18 protein-coding genes and 1 riboswitch are annotated in these 19,782 nt (G+C 36.3%); of the genes, 17 read left to right on the forward strand and 1 reads right to left on the reverse strand.

Annotated features, from left to right (window positions below):
- Window positions 1–355: 355 nt before the first annotated feature.
- The 17 genes from NKG37_RS11040 (at window position 356) to NKG37_RS11120 (ending at window position 18,883) form a co-directional block, all read left to right on the forward strand.
- Window positions 356–2,434: an ABC transporter permease subunit gene (locus tag NKG37_RS11040; protein WP_254416215.1), complete on the forward strand. Its 2,079-nt coding sequence runs from the start codon at window positions 356–358 to the stop codon at window positions 2,432–2,434.
- Complete coding sequence (locus NKG37_RS11045; RefSeq protein ID WP_254416216.1) at window positions 2,406–2,909, forward strand: GNAT family N-acetyltransferase; 504 nt, start codon at window positions 2,406–2,408, stop codon at window positions 2,907–2,909. Before NKG37_RS11040 ends, NKG37_RS11045 begins: the two co-directional genes overlap by 29 nt.
- Window positions 2,910–3,385: 476 nt before the next feature.
- On the forward strand, window positions 3,386–5,230 hold the full coding sequence (locus NKG37_RS11050) for a methyl-accepting chemotaxis protein (RefSeq protein WP_016202734.1): 1,845 nt from the start codon (window positions 3,386–3,388) through the stop codon (window positions 5,228–5,230).
- Between the two features lie 169 nt (window positions 5,231–5,399).
- Window positions 5,400–6,617 (forward strand): MFS transporter, encoded by a 1,218-nt coding sequence (locus NKG37_RS11055; protein WP_016202735.1) that lies wholly within the window; start codon window positions 5,400–5,402, stop codon window positions 6,615–6,617.
- A gap of 127 nt (window positions 6,618–6,744) precedes the next feature.
- Entirely contained in the window at window positions 6,745–6,882 is a 138-nt protein-coding gene (gene sspO / locus NKG37_RS11060; protein ID WP_016202736.1) for a small acid-soluble spore protein O, read from the forward strand.
- A 150-nt stretch (window positions 6,883–7,032) separates the two neighbouring features.
- Window positions 7,033–8,511 (forward strand): bifunctional ADP-dependent NAD(P)H-hydrate dehydratase/NAD(P)H-hydrate epimerase, encoded by a 1,479-nt coding sequence (locus NKG37_RS11065; RefSeq protein ID WP_016202737.1) that lies wholly within the window; start codon window positions 7,033–7,035, stop codon window positions 8,509–8,511.
- Window positions 8,512–8,523: 12 nt separating this feature from the next.
- Window positions 8,524–9,807: a hypothetical protein gene (locus NKG37_RS11070; RefSeq protein ID WP_254416217.1), complete on the forward strand. Its 1,284-nt coding sequence runs from the start codon at window positions 8,524–8,526 to the stop codon at window positions 9,805–9,807.
- Between the two features lie 64 nt (window positions 9,808–9,871).
- Complete coding sequence (locus tag NKG37_RS11075) at window positions 9,872–11,539, forward strand: sensor histidine kinase (RefSeq protein WP_205835575.1); 1,668 nt, start codon at window positions 9,872–9,874, stop codon at window positions 11,537–11,539.
- Window positions 11,536–12,264, forward strand: a complete 729-nt coding sequence (locus NKG37_RS11080; protein ID WP_101729605.1) for a LytR/AlgR family response regulator transcription factor — start codon at window positions 11,536–11,538, stop codon at window positions 12,262–12,264. Before NKG37_RS11075 ends, NKG37_RS11080 begins: the two co-directional genes overlap by 4 nt.
- Window positions 12,265–12,414: 150 nt before the next feature.
- On the forward strand, window positions 12,415–13,647 hold the full coding sequence (locus tag NKG37_RS11085; protein WP_254416218.1) for an L-lactate MFS transporter: 1,233 nt from the start codon (window positions 12,415–12,417) through the stop codon (window positions 13,645–13,647).
- 349 nt (window positions 13,648–13,996) lie between these two features.
- Window positions 13,997–14,653 (forward strand): 5-bromo-4-chloroindolyl phosphate hydrolysis family protein, encoded by a 657-nt coding sequence (locus NKG37_RS11090; protein ID WP_016202742.1) that lies wholly within the window; start codon window positions 13,997–13,999, stop codon window positions 14,651–14,653.
- Window positions 14,650–15,786, forward strand: coding sequence for a toxic anion resistance protein (locus NKG37_RS11095; protein ID WP_254416219.1), 1,137 nt, complete (start codon window positions 14,650–14,652; stop codon window positions 15,784–15,786). Before NKG37_RS11090 ends, NKG37_RS11095 begins: the two co-directional genes overlap by 4 nt.
- A gap of 278 nt (window positions 15,787–16,064) precedes the next feature.
- On the forward strand, window positions 16,065–16,316 hold the full coding sequence (locus NKG37_RS11100) for a hypothetical protein (RefSeq protein WP_169187968.1): 252 nt from the start codon (window positions 16,065–16,067) through the stop codon (window positions 16,314–16,316).
- Window positions 16,309–16,530 (forward strand): hypothetical protein, encoded by a 222-nt coding sequence (locus tag NKG37_RS11105; RefSeq protein ID WP_235678801.1) that lies wholly within the window; start codon window positions 16,309–16,311, stop codon window positions 16,528–16,530. Before NKG37_RS11100 ends, NKG37_RS11105 begins: the two co-directional genes overlap by 8 nt.
- Window positions 16,531–16,656: 126 nt before the next feature.
- Window positions 16,657–17,736 (forward strand): hypothetical protein, encoded by a 1,080-nt coding sequence (locus NKG37_RS11110; protein ID WP_235678802.1) that lies wholly within the window; start codon window positions 16,657–16,659, stop codon window positions 17,734–17,736.
- Window positions 17,712–18,245, forward strand: a complete 534-nt coding sequence (locus tag NKG37_RS11115) for a hypothetical protein (RefSeq protein ID WP_235678803.1) — start codon at window positions 17,712–17,714, stop codon at window positions 18,243–18,245. The genes NKG37_RS11110 and NKG37_RS11115 overlap by 25 nt, the downstream gene beginning before the upstream one ends.
- A gap of 116 nt (window positions 18,246–18,361) precedes the next feature.
- On the forward strand, window positions 18,362–18,883 hold the full coding sequence (locus NKG37_RS11120) for a GNAT family N-acetyltransferase (RefSeq protein ID WP_169187969.1): 522 nt from the start codon (window positions 18,362–18,364) through the stop codon (window positions 18,881–18,883).
- 176 nt (window positions 18,884–19,059) lie between these two features.
- Here NKG37_RS11120 and NKG37_RS11125 read toward each other — a convergent pair whose 3' ends face one another.
- Window positions 19,060–19,548, reverse strand: coding sequence for a QueT transporter family protein (locus NKG37_RS11125; protein WP_169187970.1), 489 nt, complete (start codon window positions 19,546–19,548; stop codon window positions 19,060–19,062).
- Window positions 19,549–19,555: 7 nt separating this feature from the next.
- Window positions 19,556–19,600, reverse strand: a riboswitch (PreQ1 riboswitch).
- Window positions 19,601–19,782 lie beyond the last annotated feature (182 nt).

Raw genomic sequence — 19,782 nt, forward strand, 5'->3', positions numbered from 1 at the left:
TTTGGCTGAAAAACGAGTAGGTTTGGCTGAAAAAAGAAAAGATTGGCTGAAAAGCGAGTGGGTTTGGCTGAAAAAAGAAAAATTTGCTGAAATCACAGAGAGATTGAGCTAATAAATGATAATTAACACAAAGCATTCAGGAGATTTAGATAGAATAAATTCATATTTTCCTAGCATTCAGCACAGCTTTCTTTTCTTTCTCCACTCTATTCAGCTTTATCCATCCATCCATACGGGCAAGAAAAATGTCTTATTCCCCTATATGGAAAAAATAGGTTGATTAGCAATCGATATATCCATATAATTTGAATAGTATAAATATTTAGATAGTGGTTAGAGGAAGGAAAGGGGATCTATGAGAAAATTTGTGAAAATTATCATCTATTATTTACTTGGCACTATTGCCATACTGGCTTTAAGTGTTTTTCCAAAATACTTTCGAATGAGGGATTTACCAGAGGGAGAGGGGTATTTCTCCACACTCCTCTCCTTTTTATCAAAGGAATTTTTTCAGAAGGAAGAAGGGGTTTATTCCTTAAATGGTGTAGATAAAAAGCCGATTTTGGATGTGCTCTGGCCAGCTTTTATTTATTCGATGGAAATTCTTTTTGGTGCCATTCTTCTCGGATGCTTTGTTGCTTTTGTTTTATCAATATTATCTTTTTTTCTACCGAAGTTTCTTTTACAGCCAATAAAGAGATTCCTAGATTTAATTGAGTCGGTTCCAGATATTATTATTGCAACACTTCTGCAAGCATTAGTAATCTTTATCTTTGCTCAAACGGGTATCGAGATTTTTGCGGTGGCTAGTTATTCAGAAAAGGCATATGCTGGTCCAATTATCACACTTGCCATTCTTCCTGCTATTTCGTTATTCAAAATTCTTATATTGATGATGGAAGAGGAGTATTTGAAGGTTTATGTAACATTTGCAAGAAGTAAAGGAATTCGCAATTTTCCAATCCTATGGAAACATATTCTTCGTAATATTATCCCAGTATCCTTTCATCATATGAAAATTATTATTTGGGGATTGTTATCTAGCCAATTTATAATCGAACGCCTGTTTAATGTTCATGGATTTACCTATTTTCTTGTAGAGAACTTTACACCAATGACAATTGCTGTATCTTTGCTGCTTATATTTACGCCATTTTTTATTCTTTTCCAAGTAGTAGAGATATGGATACAGGAAGAGCAAGAAAAGGCCCGAGAAGTGAAAAAGGATTCGTGGAAACAGAAAATGAGTTTTTCAAACTTTTTGTTATCGTCTAAGGTATTTGGTATTAATCTAAGGGATGGGGTGCGAAGTTTTAGTTGGGATAAGCTCTCCTTGATTCGCCCACTAACTTGGATGGGAAAAACGTTTGCTTTACATATGAAAAATTGGAAATTTGCTATAGGTAGTCTGTTCTTTATTGTCGTTATTGGCTCTAGCATTATTTATTCGGTAACGACCGATAACCATGTTGATCAGATGCGGTTATTTTATGCAGAAGATGGAGTGACACTAATTTCTGCCATGCCATTTGCCCCAACGGAACCTTTCTTCTTTGGATCCGATAGATTAGGTTACAGTCTGTTTGATCAAATTGTGATTGGTGCCAAGTATACGTTGTTTTTCGCGCTACTTATCGCGTGCTTTCGTGTAGTTGTTGGATTATTACTTGCAGTAATTTACTCTTTTTACTTGAAACAGCCAGCACAGCAATGGGTAGCAAAGATGGTAGATTCGATTCATTTTATGCCATTAAGCTTGATTGCTTATATTTTATTAAGTCCGATTCTTTTACCAGGTTTTGACGGATTCAGCTATTCCTTTTGGGAAAGAGTCTTTTTAGAAACGATGATTTTGACTCTGTTGGTGGTTCCATTGACTACTGTATTATTAGGGAAAGAAATCAATCGTGTGTCTGATTATGAATTTATTGCAAGTGCGAAAGTAATGGGCGGTGGGAAATTTCAAATTTTCACTCGACATATACTCCCGCATTTAGGTCCAAGGCTTACCATTTTATTTGGACAACAATTTATTCAAGTGTTATTAATTTTTATGCATTTGGGTATTTTTGATTATTTCTTTGGAGGAACAAAATTATCGATGGATCCAATGTTTGCTGATCCTCCACAATCCTCTACCTATGAATGGTCAGGGTTAATCGGACAGGTCGGCAGAGGAGCAATTGGCTCTGGACAATACTGGTACTTATATATTCTTGTGCCATTTATTTTCGCAATATTTGCCATGCAGCTAATTGTTCAAGGAGTGAAAGAGGTTCAACAAGTAAAGGTAGGAGTTATTTTTAAGCTGCCAAGCTTTCGAAAGAAAAAGCAAAGCATACAATCAAAAGAAGTAGCACCAATGATTACGAAAGAGAGTTTCACACAGATAGGGAGAGATGCAAATGGAAATCAGGCAATTACACCACCATGATGCAGAAGCATATTTTGCCCTCAGATTAGAGGCATTGCAAACAAATCCAGAAGCATTTGGTTCTAGCTATGAGGAAGAAAAAGATTATCCGCTAAGTCAAATACAAAGCAGATTAACAGATCCTGCTTATGTATTTGGGGCATTTCTTGAAAATACTCTAATAGGTGTCGTTACCTTAGTGAGAGAAACAAAGCAAAAGATGAGCCATCGTGCTAATATCTATGCTGTCTATGTGACACCTTTACATAGAGGAAAAGGTGTAGCGAAACAATTACTACAAGCGGCAATCGAATACGCACATACATTACAAGGGATAGAACAATTATACCTCGCAGTTGTTTCTTATAATATCTCAGCTAAAAAGTTATATCGTTCATTTGGATTTGAAACATATGGAATCGATCAAAAAGCGATAAAAATTAGTGGGAAATACTATGATGAGGAATTAATGGTTCGCTTTTTATCCCACTCTTAACGGGCAGAAAAACCTCAATGATGGAAGGTTTCTTTATAACAACTAAGTTAAAGTAAATATTAGACTGTGGTTACTTTGGATTAATCGAAGGATACCACAGTTTTTATTTTGGGAAGAAAAGTGAAAAATAGCAATAAAGTTATAATAAAAAATTGTTTAAATATAAACAAAAGAGCAAAAAGTCCGATATATTATTTGTAAATAAAATTGAATTATTCTGTAAATTACTTTAGTATTATACATACAAAGTAATAAAGTAACTTGTTTTTTAATAATCTAATTCTATTTTACTAGTTGTAAACAAATATAGATGAATGAAATAGAGGCAGATAAGCAAAGAATACTATTCTTAAAGGGAGGAGGAAATAAACGGAAAAATACTATTTCGGAATATTCTAAATCGGTTGTGGATGGATAGAAGGACAGAAATCTCTTTAATAGTGAGGGGCTTAAATCATCAAAGGGGAGAACTTGTGATGGCGAAAATGAAGCTTAAATTTAAAAAAACAAAAATAACTGGTTTAAAGAAAGAAAAAAAATCGAAGCAACCTATTTTTAGCAAGCTAGGTAATGTAAAGCTAATAAAACTTGGTAAGTTTAAAGGACTTAATAATCGGTTAACCAAATTAAATAATGTAACAATTGGCTGGAAATATGGAATAACCTTGTTACTTGTTTTTGCACTTTTAACGATTACTACTGTTTTAGTAACTACGCGTTTAATCCATATTAATGGCAGTATTGAGCAATTAAATAAAACGGATGAAAGAGCGCTAATAATTACTGAAATGGGTTCACTTACTCGGGAAAAAAGTATTAGTATTTTAAATTATCTCGATTATCAAAACCCTACATATGTGGACGATTATCAAGTAAGTATTACTAAATTCAATGAATATGAAGCAGAAATTAAAAAAGATATTCGAAATGAAGAAGAACAAGCGTTGTTTGATGAAATTGTTGATCGTGATAAACAAATGAATGATTTATTCTTAGAGCAAATTATTCCTGCGATTGAAGCGAATGATCGATCGGCGGTTAATTCTCTAAGCTTAACTAATACAACTATTCGTAATCGAACAATTACTGCTTTAAATAAAATGCAAGAACTGGTACAAGCTAGTCGGACAGAGGCAGCAAATGATGCGGTAGATAGTGGAGCCGTCGCTACAAAAACCTTAATTATTGCCATGATTACAGCTCTTGTTATTGGGACCATTCTAATCATTATCATCAGCAGAAGAATTACACGTAATCTAAAGAAAGTCGTTCAGGTTAGTGATACGATCGCAAAAGGTGATTTAACGGCAGAAAAGGTTAACTATGAGGGCAAAGATGAAATTGGTCAATTGGCTCAGTCCATGAATAAAATGAGCAATAATCTCCGCATGGTTATTCAAAAGATCTCGGAAGTATCGATTACCGTTAACAGGCAGAGCGAGAACTTATCTCAATCGACAAATGAGGTGACTGCAGGTAGTCAGCAAGTAGCAACTACTATGCAGGAATTATCATCTGGAGCAGAAAACCAAGCAAATACGGCGAGTGATTTAGCGGCATCAATGGAATCTTTTTCTGGCACGATAGGGGATGCATATACACAAGGGGAGCTAATTTATCAATCATCTAATAAAGTATTAGGAATGACGAATGATGGAAGCCAATTAATGAAATCTTCTATTGCGCAAATGAATGTAATTAATCAAATTATGAAAGAAGCAGTAGATAAAGTACGTGGTTTGGATACACAGTCTCAGGAAATATCTAAATTAGTTTCCGTTATCAAAGGCATTGCAGATCAAACAAATTTACTCGCATTAAATGCGGCTATTGAAGCAGCTCGAGCTGGGGAGCATGGACGAGGCTTTGCAGTAGTTGCAGATGAAGTAAGGAAGCTGGCAGAACAAGTTGCTTTCTCAGTTACAGATATTACTAATATTGTAGGCAGCATTCAAAAAGAATCTAGTGTGGTTACAGAGTCCCTGCAAGGTGGTTATGAGGAAGTCATAAAAGGTACAGATCAGATTAAAACAACCGGGGAAACATTTGATGGTATTAAAAACGCGGTAAATGATATGGCAAATAGCATCGAAGTTGTTTCGGAAAATCTAGCGTCTATCTTGGAAACAAGTAAAGAGATGAATCGTTCCATTGAAGATATCGCAGCGATTTCCGAAGAAGCAGCAGCAGGGATTGAACAAACTTCTGCATCTGTTCAGCAAACAAGCAGCTCTATGCAAGAGCTGGCAGATAGTTCCCATGAATTATCTAATTTAGCAGTAGAGTTAGACGGGTTAGTGAAAGAGTTTAAAATCAATTAGGCAAAAAAGTTGAGAAACGAATGAAAGTTTCTCAACTTTTTTTATTACCTAGATTATTCGGAAAATAAAAATTTCGGGTATAAAAATAAATGGTAATGTGCTATGATGAAGGAAATAAATCTCATTGGCTTGGTTATTGATTGCTGATGTTTTAGGAGAGCGATACTAAATGGAAATTTGGAAGCGGAATTTACTTGTTTTGTGGATAGGAGTTTTCTTTACCTCCGCATCATTTAACATGGTAATTCCCTTTTTGCCAATTTTTCTTCTAGAGTTAAATGTTCATGAAAATACAGAGATTTGGTCTGGAGTACTGTTTAGCGCAGCGTTTTTTGCAGGAGCATTTGCTTCCCCATTTTGGGGCAGACTTGCCGATAAATATGGAAGAAAACCGATGATTATTCGCGCTGGATTTGTGCTGTTTGTCGTTTATACGTTAGCTGCATTTGTTACGAATCCTTATCAATTGTTAGTGCTTCGTATTCTTCAAGGATTGTTATCTGGTTTTATTCCTGGGGCGATTGCCTTAATTGGAACGAATACCCCTTCAGATAAAACAGGCTATGCTTTATCGATGATTTCCACTGCGTCAGCATCGGGTGGGATTATGGGACCATTAATTGGGGGAGTGATTTCTCAATTAGTCGGTAACCGTCTTTCTTTTGCGAGTGCTGGCCTGCTTGTTTTTATCGCTACGTTTTTAATCATTTTCTGGGTAAAAGAGGATAATTTTTCCCCTAGTAAAGAAAAAGGATCTGTTCGAAATGACTTGCGAATTGCCTTTGCGAATAGGCCACTTATGCTCGTACTCCTTTTAACGGTTGTCACCTCGTGCTCAATCATGACGATTGAACCAATTCTTCCTCTTTATATATTAGAGGTTGGCGGTTCGATGGATAAAGCTTCCTTATTAGCGGGGATTATCTTCTCTCTTCCTGGGATTGCAAGTGTCATAATGGCGCCATATTGGGGCAAGTGGGCAGACAAGGTTGGATTTAACCGCGTTTTATTTATTGGATTATTCGGCGGTGGGCTTGGTACCTTTGCCCAAATTATTTTCAGTAATATTTGGGGCTTCTCGATTACTCGTTTTATTTTCGGTCTCTTCTTCTGTGCGGTATTCCCAGCATTGAATGGGTTAGTTGTGAAATCAACAGCAGAAGACTTCCGTGGCAGAGCCTTTAGTTTAAACCAAACAGCAACTCAGCTAGGAGGGATGTTTGGACCAATGCTAGGTGGCTTACTCGGAGGCGTTTTCCCTGCTCAATCTGTTTTTATTGTAACAGGTATTCTGCTAATCGTAGCAACAGGTATCGCTTATAAAAAAGGCGATGTATTTAGTACAACGATTAAGCAAAAAGTTAAAATAGTTACTCATGGCAAATAACAGAAAGGGACTTCTTGTGCTAAATAGGGCATAAAAGAAGTCTCTGTTTTTTTGTTACAAAAAATTCACCTTCCAGCTTACATATTTCGAATGGAGCAAGAGAGAATAAAGGTTGGAGGTGATAATCATGACAAAAAATAAACATAAAAATGCGAAACAAGCAGTACAGAATGATACGGCTCGTCAATATGATCATGAATTTGCCAATGAACCCCTAACAGCAGCAGAGAAATTAAATAATAAAAAGACGAAAAAAAGACAGTAAAATGTTCCGAAAAGTATCCTTCGAATGGGGATACTTTTTTTATTGAGCAGGAAAAAATCAAAAAAAATAGAAGGTAAGTAATTAAACATTCTATTTTAGTAAGAAACGCTGTTGTTGCTTAGAAAATATTTTTAGAGAGTGTGAGGATAGATGGAATATTTACTAAATAGCGAGGAAATGAAAAGATGTGATTTAACTACGATTGAAAAGATTGGAATGCCCTCAATGGTTCTCATGGAACGAGCAGCACTTTCCGTAATAGAGGAATTAGCATCTTTTGATTTAACGAAGGTGCTTATTGTATGTGGTTCTGGCAATAACGGAGCAGATGGCTATGCAGTAGCAAGATTGCTCCATTTACAAAAGATAGCGGTAGACATCTTATTTATAGGAAATGAACAGAAACGATCACCGGAAAACAACCAGCAAAAGAAAATAGCAGAGTATTATGGCGTGAAGTCGGTAAAGGATATAGAGATAAATCAATATACAACCATTATAGATGCCTTGTTTGGGATTGGATTGTCACGACCGTTATCAGGAAAGTATGCGGAGGTAATAACCAAAATAAATCAAATGAATGTAGAAGTTCTCTCTGTGGATGTTCCATCTGGTATTTCAGCGGATAACGGAAAAGTGATGGGATGTGGCATAAAAGCGACAAAAACAGTGACGTTCGCGTTTAATAAAGTAGGATTGGTACTCTATCCTGGTGCAGCCTATGCCGGGATGGTAAAGGTTAAAGACATTGGGATAACAGAAGCAGGATTTGAAGAAGAATTTCCAAAAGTATATTCTTATACAATAGAGGATTTAGCTAAAATTCCTAAGCGTAACCCTTATTCGAATAAAGGTACATATGGAAAAATATTAGTAATTGCTGGCTCAAAAAATATGAGTGGAGCTGCTTATTTCTCTGCGAAAGCAGCTTATCGGATGGGAGTCGGCTTAGTAAGAATCGTGACACCAGAGGAGAATCGGCAAATAATCCAAAGCTTGCTACCAGAAGCCATTGTCACAACATATCAAAAAAAGCAGTTAGATGGAGACTGGTTAATGGACGCAATTAATTGGGCGAGTGTGATTGTCATTGGCCCTGGAATGGGTGGATCGGAGGAAGCTCATTATTTGTTAAGCAAGGTACTTTCGATTAGCGAAGTTCCGCTCGTGATCGACGCAGATGCAATAAATATCCTTGCTAAAGAGCCTGAGCTATTACAGCATAATAAGCAAAATATCATTCTTACTCCACATATAGGAGAAATGTCTCGTCTCACCGATAAACCAATTTCCGAGATTGCAGAAAATATAATCGAGGTAGCGGAAAGATTTGCGAAAGAAAAGAAGCTAACTTGTGTATTAAAGGACGCAAGAACAATCGTCACAGAAGGAAACCGCGGCACCTATGTGAATACATCTGGAAATGATGGCATGGCAACGGGTGGTACAGGAGATGTATTAACAGGCGTGATTGCTGGTTTGCTTGGACAAGGGCTAAGTGTTGTAGAAGCTGCTCGATTAGGAGTTTATATTCATGGGTTAGCAGGCGATGCTGCAGCAGCTAAAAAGGGGGCATATGGACTGCTGGCAGATGATGTGTGTGAAGCGATTAATGATGTGGTGAAATAAAGGAGGAATAGAATGGATGCACGGCTAAAAGAGCTAGTTGATTTAACCAAAAAACAATGGGGACTAACTGATTATTATTTAGGAAGACATCGTTTGTTTCGGCGTCTTATGTTGGATGGCGAGACGATCTATTTTTTAAATATGGAATGGTTCCCTAATAAATATGCCAATTGGATAGATGAAGAGGAAAATCCAGCTGGCACAGCTTCCGTTGATATAAATATACACACGAAAGAGTTCCACTCCGCTATTTTTGTCCAAGGATTGACGTATGCAAAAAACGGTATTGTTTTTCCTAATAAAGATGTGGAAGAGGTAAAGGAGTGGCTTGCTAATTTCACAGGGTTAAAGATAGAGAAAGATTTTATTTGCAAAAAAAGAGCAGAACGAGAGCTATATTTTCAAGAGCAGTGGAATGGAGTGCCCTTATCTCCCTCTGTTTCTATCGAAGTAGAGTTTAATGAAAAGGGAGAGTTAACGTTTTATTCTCAAAATATAAGCGTATTATCGAAAAGGAAAGACTTAGAGGAAGAGTATACGCTATCGTTATCATCACCCATAGAGGCAATAGCAAGAGAGCAGGTCGTTTTAGCAAAATTCCCTCAAGATGATGGTACTATTATCGTATATGGCATGGAAGAAACATTTATAAGAAACGATCAAAAAGGCACAGTTCCATTTATGCTAGATAAGGGTATTCCCAAAATCGTAAACAAAGAAATAGTGTGGCAGAATACAAAGAGAGATAATTTTGAAAGAAAGTATTTACAGTGGGATGATCAAGTAAGTATCGAGGATGCCTATTCAAGGGTACCACATCCAGACTCTTTGCCCATAACAGATGAGGAAGTAGAGAAATGTATGCAAGGAATAATCGAATTTTTGCAAATGAAGTATCCACATGAATCAGGTAAATGGATGCTAAAATATTTAAATAGAGAAAACTCCTATTTGCATGCCAATCTTGAGAAAGCTGCTTCCAAAAGCCTTTTTGCAGAAAAAATTCTTATATTCCTTGATAATGAAGGAAATGTAATAAACTACATGGACAAAAAGGACTTATGGGATAAAATCATGGACACAAAGGACGATGAACAAAAAGAGATAAAAGAGATAAAAGTGAGCAAAGAAGAGGCTTATAATAAACTGAAGCCATATTTTACTTTAACGCCTTACTATGTGTTTGATTCAGGCGATAACAAGTGGGTACTATGCGGAAAATTTGACTGTGATTACTTTGTCGATGTGGAAAGTGGAGAAGTCAGCAGGCTAGAGGATTCTTTTTTGATTTATTAACTAAGTGTGTCACTACTTATAAAAACAAACAGCAAAGACTTTTTAAACACAAGGAGGAAGAAAAATGGACTCTTCCCTAGAATTACAAATGCTCATTCAATTATTTGAACGAGCTGCCCTTTTACTGATAACCTTATTTTTTATGACGAGAGTACCGAAATTTAAAGAAACCTTGCAAAAGGATCATCACTCTCCAACAGAACTAACATTAATCACGCTGATATTTTGTGCTTTCGCCTTATTTGGTACCTATTCTGGAATCCAAGTAGAAGGTTCTATTGTGAATATCCGCACAATTGCGATTATGTCAGGCGGTATCCTCTTTGGTCCATGGGTTGGAATTGTGACTGGAATTGTATCAGGCGTGCATCGTTACTTAATTGATATTGGCGGCGTAACCTCTGTCCCCTGTTTAATTACAAGTATTCTTGCAGGGATAGTATCAGGTTATATACATTATCGAGTGAAAAAGAATAGTCGTTGGATATATGGGATAGTCGCTGGAATGCTATGTGAAATGTTAACTATGATTCTGATTTTACTTATGGCAGACCCCTTCGATTTAGGGGTAGACATTGTGTCAAAAATTGCCTTACCAATGATTTTAGGACAAGGCAGTATCGGGTTAATTGTCTTAATGATTGCTAGTGTAGAAGGAGAAAAGGAAAGAATCGCAGCACAGCAGGCACAGCTAGCCCTTAATATTGCTAATAAAACATTACCTTATTTTCGTTCTATTAATGGCAATTCATTGCGTACGATTTGTACAATTATAAAAGAAGATATCCGGGCGGATGCAGTAGCTATTACCGATACAAAGGATGTTCTTGCCTATGTTGGATTTGGAGAAGAAAAATACAAGATTGGCCAAGAGATTATCAGTGACTTAACGAAGGAAACGGTCCGAAGTGGTAAGATTACAATTCGAAATAATATCGCTGATCACCATACCCCACAGATTCATTGTTTATTGGTCATTCCGCTGGAAGAAAGAGGCGTTGTAACCGGTACTTTGAAAATCTATTACCGAAAAGCCTATACGATTACCTATACATTGCAGACAATGGCAATTGGGTTGGCACAAATTATCTCGACGCTTATGGAAGTATCGAGAGTGGAGCAAATGAAAGAAGAAGCAAATAAGGCGGAACTAAAAGCATTACAAACAAAAATCAATCCTCATTTCTTATTTAATGCGCTAAACGCGATTGCATCGACTACTCGTCGTGATCCAGAAAAAGCTCGAGAATTGATTATTAATTTGTCTGGTTATATGCGTTACAACTTAGAGGTAGGGGAAGAGCTTATTGATATCCAGCTAGCCCTAAAACAAGTAAAAGACTATATTCAAATTGAAAAGGCTCGATTTGGAAATCGACTACAAGTGAACTATGAGATAGATGATACACATATCAAGCTCCCAAGTCTTCTTATTCAACCTTTAGTAGAAAATGCGGTTGTGCACGGAATTTTAAAACGAAAAGGTCCGGGAGTAGTGACAATATCAGTCAAAGATTTAGGAGAAACGGTAAGAGTAAGTGTACGAGACACTGGTGAAGGAATTGCTCAGGATGTGATTAATCGTTTAGCAAAAGATGAAGTATCATCAAAACAAATCGGTTTAACGAATGTCCATCAACGAGTAAAATTAACATATGGAACAGGCTTAGTCATTCGCAGATTAGAGCCAGGGACGGAAGTTTATTTTGATATAACGAAGGAGATAGCATGAAAGCAATTATTGTAGAGGATGAAATACCAGCAAAAGAAGAATTAGAATACTTAATTCAAACACATAGCAATATGGAGATTGTTGCTTCTTTTGAGGACGGCCTAGATGTGCTTAAATTTTTACAAGCAGAAGAAGTCGATGCGATTTTCTTGGATATTAATATTCCTTCTTTAGACGGAATGCTTTTGGCAAGCAATATTAGTAAATTTGCGAAAAAGCCTTATATTATTTTTACGACAGCTTATAAAGAGCATGCAGCACAGGCGTTTGAATTAGAGGCATTCGATTATATTCTGAAGCCGTATGAAGAAAAGCGTATTGCGGCAATGCTTACCAAACTAGAAACGGCTTTTCAAAAAGACACCGGTGGGGCAGAAGAAGTGACAATAGAGGTAAATCGCCGTATTAACTTGCGTAAAAATGAAAATATTATTGTAACAGATGTTAATGATATTTATTATGCAGAGGCAAGCGAAAAAGTAACATTAGTTTATACCAAATCAGAAGAATATATGATGCCAATGAGTATCTCTGATTTTCACAGTAAGTTGCCACAGGATACTTTTTTCCGCTGTCATCGATCTTATACGGTGAACCTCTCGAAAATCCATGAAATTGTGCCATGGTTTAATCATACGTATCTAGTCAGATTAAAGGACATAAAGGCAGAAATCCCTGTTAGTAGAAGTAAAGCAAAAGAGTTTCGACAAATTATGCATCTGTAATTACCATTCATTCCGAATAAAGGGCATTTCATTCTGATACCGGTTTCAAAAGTCTTTCAGGCGGTATAATTTAACTATAAATAGAAAGCATAAGCAACCTTTTATAGTAGAAAATACAGTTTATAAACCGTGTAGAAAGAGGAGATCGGAATGAAAGAACGAAACGGAAATCGCCTTCTTATCGTTATTGGTACAATTATTGTTCAAATGGGGCTAGGGACAATTTATACGTGGAGCTTATTCAATCAGCCCCTCGTTGATAAATTTGGATGGGATTTGAGCGCAACGGCAATCACTTTTTCCATTACCAGCTTTGCCCTAGCATACGCAACCCTTTTTGCCGGAAAAATTCAAGATAAATTGGGTCTGCGTCGCTTAATTGCCTTTGCTGGGATTATGCTTGGCGGGGGATTAATGTTAACTTCTCAAGTATCATCTTTATCGATGCTTTATCTTATAGCAGGCGTATGTGTTGGTTTTGCAGACGGGACTGCTTATATTACTTCTTTATCAAATTTAATTAAATGGTTCCCTGAGAAGAAAGGTCTAATATCAGGTATTTCTGTAGGAGCGTATGGAACCGGTAGCTTAGTGTTTAAATATATAAATACAAGTTTAATCGCATCTTATGGTGTTTCAACAGCCTTCTTAATTTGGGGAATTATCGCTTTAACGATGGTTGTCGGCGGATCATTCCTTTTAAAAGAAGCACGGGAAGTAGAAACAACTACAACTTCTTTAGCGCCAGAGCAAAAGAATTATACAGTCAAAGAAATGCTAAAAACAAAGCAAGCATATTTACTCTTTGTGATTTTCTTTACTGCATGTATGAGTGGATTATATTTAATCGGAATTGTAAAAGATATTGGTGTTAGCTTAGCACATTTAGATGTAGCGACAGCTGCCAATGCCGTTGCTTTAGTTGCTATATTCAATACAATCGGACGTATTATACTTGGAGCGTTATCTGATAAAGTAGGTCGAATAAAAGTAGTTTCTGGAACATTAGTCGTAACAGCTGTAGCAGTAACTGTTTTAAATGTAGTTCCATTAAGCTTCCCATTATTCTTTGCTTGTGTAGCAGCAATCGCGTTCTGTTTCGGAGGCGTAATTACCGTATACCCTGCCATCATTGCTGATTTCTTTGGCTTAAAAAATCAAAGCAAAAACTATGGAATAATCTATCAAGGCTTTGGGTTTGGAGCATTAGCCGGCTCTATGATCGCAGCAGTACTCGGAGGATTTCATGCAACCTTTACAGTAATATCTGTTTTATGTGTTATTTCTTTCGTAATTACTTTAATTATAAAGCCGCCATTTATGGAACCAGAACCAAAAGAGAAAAAGCAGCCACAACCTAAATTGGTAAATCGTCTTGGATAAGTGAAAATGAAAGAGCCCGCAAATGTTAAAACTAATTTTACATTTGGGGAGCTTTTTTTTTTTACGTTTTCCACATTCAACCAAATAAAAGAGAAAACATGAAACATGTGCTTAGATTTGATAGAATAAAAGGATCAAATCATTTTTTTATGCTTTTCCACATACACATAATTTAAAGGAAACACAACAAAATACGTCTTTAGTCGTAGACAATATTCCATTTAAAGTCTATAGCAAGAAATAGCTTGCTTACGTTAAAATAGAATTAAATAAAATGTGAATTTTTGAAACAAATGATGAAATGAAACGTATAAAAAATAAAGGAATACGAAGGCAGGAGTCGATTATAGTGAACTCATTTTTAATGTTTTTAGTCCGAACAGGCATTTCTTTTCCTGTAGGTGCTTTAACATGGCTAATCAGTTATGTGGCGTTTGACCAATATTTCATCCTTTCCGTTGTATATGGAGTCGTGGCAACTGGTGTTTCCTATGTTATCTCAGACGGAGTAATCAAACATCAATTAATAGCAAGGCAAGGATTATCAAGGAAAGAATATAAATTTATTCAAACACAATTGAAGGAAGCGAATGAGAAAATTGGTCGGTTAAACCGACATGTATTTTCCATCCGTCATTTTCCGTCTTTTAAACAAAGAATAGATTTAATGCGTGTAACAAAGAAAATTTATCGATTAACGAAGGAAGAACCACGCCGTTTTTATAAAGCGGAAAAATTCTATTATTCTCACTTAGATTCATTAGTGGAAATTGCGGAGAAATATGCGCTATTATCAGCACAGCCCAAAAAGAACCGAGCACTGCAGGCAACGTTAAATGATACGAGAAGAACATTGGAGCAACTTTCAAGAACGCTAGAAGACGATCTTCATGAAATACTGTCAGATGATATTGATGATTTACATTTTGAGTTAGATGTTGTAAAGCATACTTCTTATAAGGAGAAAGACACGGAGTTGTTAGATGAAAGCAGGCGACCTAAATGACAGATGCACGGCAAAAGAACATAATTACAGATGATTATTTCTCTGATCCTTTAGGAGAAAGCAATAATTTGTTCGTTCAAAAAGGCGAAACAGCAGAAACTGTTCGCCTTATTGATGTTTTATCACCTGAAAATCAAAAACGGGCATATGAACTTGCGAACAAACTTGATCCAACCAATCACCGATCAATGATTGCTTACGGGGCAGAAGCCCAGAAGAAATTGCTGTCCTTCTCTCATATGTTGATTGAGCACGTACAGCGAAAAGATGTTGGAGAAGTCGGTAATATTGTTGGTGAATTAATGGAGAAGCTAAATGAAATAAATCCAGATGATTTACGTGTCAAAAAGAAAGGATTTTTTCGAAGACTATTTAGCAAGCCTTCAAAAAGTGTCCATGAAGTCCTTTCTAATTACCAGAAGGCTAGCGCTCAAATCGATCGCATGAGTGTGCGTCTCGAGCGCAGTAAAAATGTACTGACTGCAGACATTCATTTACTAGAACAACTGTATGAAAACAACAAAAATTATTTTCAAGATCTGAACATATATATTGCAGCAGCGGAAATGAAATATGAGGAAATGACGGTAAGGCTTATTCCGGAACAAAAAAAGCTGGCAGAGGAATCCGGTGACCGAATGAAACTGCAAGAGGTAAATGATATAATTCATTTCGCTGAATTACTCGAAAAACGGATTTATGATTTAAAAGTGAGCAGAGAAATTACAATCCAAACTGCTCCACAAATACGACTGATTCAGCATACAAATCGCACGGTCATTGATAAAATTCAGTCATCCATCATGACATCGATTCCATTGTGGCGAAATCAAGTTTCTATTGCTTTAACTTTATTAAGACAACGTCATGCAATTGAATCGCAAACAAAAATGAGTGCAAATAGGCTTGAGACCAATGTGCAGGAGATGGCAAAAATCGCAAATGAAAATCGTCCAGCAATGTTGGAAATAGAATCATTAAAAGAAACCCAGCATAAATTGATGAGTTCATTAGAAGAGACGTTACATATGCAAGAAGAAGGAAAGCAAAAACGAAATCAGGCAGAACAAGAAATCGTTCAAAGAGAAGGTAATTTAAAACAAGCATTAAATACGGCAAACGATAGGTATTAAAAAAGGCTGATAAAATGTCTAACGGGTTCGGTATTAAGGTAGAAAAATTAAATATGTAATATAATTAGGACTCTAATTCATATATGAATTGGAGTTCTTTTATTTGTTTATATATAGGCATTTTACTAAGTTTATAATCTAAATTCGTATAAAAATTAGCATATAAATTGGTAGAAGTCTTCTGACCAGCAGACAGTCTCCAATTACTGTGTTAAAATGTGTGCTAATTGGACATACTAATTGTATGAACAATTTTAGAATACGGAGGACGATAAGAATTGAAGTTTATAAAGCCTAAAAACAACAAAGCAGAAAACGTAGATTGGCTTATATCCGAACGAGTGCGAGCTATCGTCAAGACCTACGCAGAATATACGGAGTATAGTGAAAGCGAAGTCGTTGATATGTTGCTGCTCAATATTTTAGATGATAAAGATTTTATAAAATGGATTGAAAACAGACGTAATAATCGGCGGATTGTGAAGCAATTGGAAATTGAGGATTTAGTGGAGACTGATAAAATTGTCTAAATTAAAACGATTGGCGACCAAAGAAGATAATCTAGTTTTTATTCCTTCCCCTGTTTCTTCAGAAGAAATATCGGAAAGAGCTAAAGATTATAATGTTTTGACTCCAAAGCAGTTCGGAACAAAACACAAAGATTTGTTGTTTATGCCGATTGATTTCAATGGAAAAACCCATCAAATCCAATATAACTATTGCTCCAACCCTTATTGTAAATAGCACGGACTTCCACAAGAAAAATTCCCAACTAAAGGGAAACCGAGCCGATACAAATTATCGGGTTCTGGTACGGATAAAACCATTCATTGCAATCCCGACCCCATTAATTCAAACAAGTTAGCCACATTGGGGTGCCGTACAGTTACTCTATCCAATTGGTCAATTTCTCAAGAAATCGAACGGTTAATCCAAATCAACAGTGTTCAAGATTTGGAGCCTGATTATCAGTTTCATAAGGAAGGATGCAATTCCGAATGCTCTACCCCATTCAATGAACCGAAAAGATTTTATAAACAAGGGAAAAGCACAGGTAAATCGCAACGATGGCAGTGCAAATCGTGCAAGAAGTTCACCAATGTCTTGCCGAGCGGCAGAAAGTCCATCACTTATCACCAACAAAGAAGTGATGTTCTGCCACTGTTTACGAAACTGTTATTAAGCCGTGTTCCAATTACAAGAGCTTGTGAAATCTTGGAGATTGGGCGTGGGACATATTATAACAAATTAGAATTTGTTTATCGGAGATGTTTGGAGTTTTTGGAACGACACGAGACCAAACCACTTCAAGCGATGCACTTTAAAGAAATGTGGTTAAACACTGATAAGATGACCTATTTCCTTAACAATGTTCGCAAAAAAGGAATGGGCGGCAGCGAATATGATGATGTGGAGGAAAGCCAGTTTCCAACCAGTGTCGTGGTTACTGCCGATGTCTTTTCAAGATATGTGTTCCGCAGTGATGTGGCATATGATTGGGATATTTCGTTGGGGGATATTGCTCTTGATACCGTTCTTATGAAAGAGGACCATTTAAATGAATTTGCCAAGAAACACGCTCGTACTCCAAAGTATTCCCATTACCCAATGTCGCCATCAAAAAATGATACACAAACAGAAGTTGAGTATCGGAAGGATTTAGAGAAGATTGAACGCAGGGCGAGATATATGGATGGATTGCACGTCAATTCGACTTATACAACGATTGCTCATTTCTGGCTTATCAAACAACTTATAAAGGCTTCTGAATGGCGTTTCGTGACCGATGAAGACAATTCTTTGATGACTTCCCTTTTTGAGTATTCGCCAATGAATTCCGCTTGTCGGATGCCCATCACTTTCTCTGCCAAACGGATAAAACGAAATCGAGAAAACAAGCCCGTGAGGAGTTTGTTCAAGCGAGGGTGGATTTGGTTAATTGGGGAATAAATTCTGGGTATGATACAAAGTCTCTGAGGAAATTAGCGTTCCTGAAACTAGAGGAACTACTCCACACCCATCAATTCCATAAAGAAATTAACACGGGGGTTTCCAGCCATTTTGAATATGCGGACAATCCAATTGAGCATCCTTTAGCGACTATTGACAGAGGATTTAGATGGGTAGATTGCACAACCAATCTGTCATCAATTGAACCAAAAGATATTGCTAATCTTATTCTGGAAGTTAATGATAATGCGACCAACACCTTTATCCAACACATTCGAAGGAGATTATCCATCTTAGAAAGACCATTGACCACTGCCCGTGGCGATGGCAAAAGTTATATCTATTCCAATTTCAATCCTAAGTATGCTCAAATGGCTCTTACCATCCTTCGAACATATTACAATTTTTGCTTTGCTTATAAAACAAAGGATAGAATTGGCACTCCTGCACAAAGGTTAGGAATTGCAGAAAAAGAATTTAATATTAAGGATATAATCTATATGCAGTAGATGGAGATAAATTCTTCAGATTTCTTCCCTAATTTCATAATTAACTGTTAAGATTAATTGAACATTCTGTAAAAAGCGATATGAAATAATAAACATTAAAACGGGGGTTTGAAAGTATGCATATTAGGGAAGCAAAATTGTCAGATGCCGAAGCAATAGCGAGAGTGTATGTTGATAGTTGGAAGAGCACATATAAAAACATAATTCCAGACTCTTTCTTAGAAAGAATGACTTACGAAAAAAGAATACCACAGTGGATTAATAACATATCAAGAGCTGACAATTATGTTTATGTTGCAGAAACTAACGATGGTGAAATAGTTGGAGTTGCCGATGGAGGAAAAAGGGAAACAAATCAATTCGAGAATTCGGGAGATTTAACCTCTATATATATCAGTGAGGAATATCAAGGACAAGGAATAGGAAAAAAATTGGTCGAGAGATTATTCTCAAAGTTAAAGGAGTTAGGGTACCAAAGGATATTTGTAGAAGTATTAGATGACAATAAATCAAAATTCTTCTATGAAAAATTGGGTGCAGAATTTTACGAATTAACAACAACGGAAGTCCAAGGAAAAGAATTGAGTTTGGTGATTTATGAATGGAAAGATGTAAATTTGGTACTAATCCCAAGTTGATAATTGAGTGACATATAAAGTAAAAAGCAATGGAAAACTAATTCCATTGCTTTTTTTATTGTTAATTTAATGCTAATACCGATACTAAAATTAATGCTAAATGGGGTTCTAATTGGAATTTTCTACTTCAAAACCGAACCCGTTAGAAAATGTCAGCCCTTTTTTAATACCTTTATTTAATCTATTAACTTTGCAAAAGGAATCCGCTTATTTAAGTAATGCATAATAGGTATCCCGATGGCCATAACGACAAATTCACCAATCGCAGTTGTTGCCCAAGTAATGAAGAATGGGAATCCAAGTGCAAGATGTAATTGATACGCAATAATAAACATATTAAAAGTAAACACAAGTGTATTGATCATCATCAACAGAAGATGACTTTTAACAAACTTGCTTATTCCAATTGTAATTAACAAACAAATAATCGAATGAGCAACACCAAAAGTTAAATCATATAGCTTAATGGTGGAAAGGAATAAGTTTGCTAGAAACACGCCAACTACAATTCCATAAATATATTTTTTGTTAAATACAACAAGATGATTAAATAATTCCGAAATACGGTATTGGATGCTGCCAAAGGCAATAGGGGCAATCGCAACAGTAAAGGCAATATACAATGCAGCCACCAAGCCATTCACAGCAAGTGTTTTTGTTTTCATTGTTTTCTCTCCCTTAGTTTTTTTACGTGGGATGGTCTCGAACCACGTTAGACATAACTTTCACACAGTGAATAATCATATAATAGTTAGCCTATGTTCGTCAATGGAATTTTATCCCGCTGTTTGAGTATACTTGGGACTATCATATTTTAATGAAAGGAATTTGCAACAGAGAATCGCTATAGATATCTAAAGTCAAACAAAAAAATAAAAAACTTTTCCGCTGACTTCTTC

Origin of the sequence: Niallia sp. RD1, from assembly GCF_024219955.1 — a bacterium.
Lineage (GTDB): Bacteria > Bacillota > Bacilli > Bacillales > Cytobacillaceae > Niallia > Niallia alba.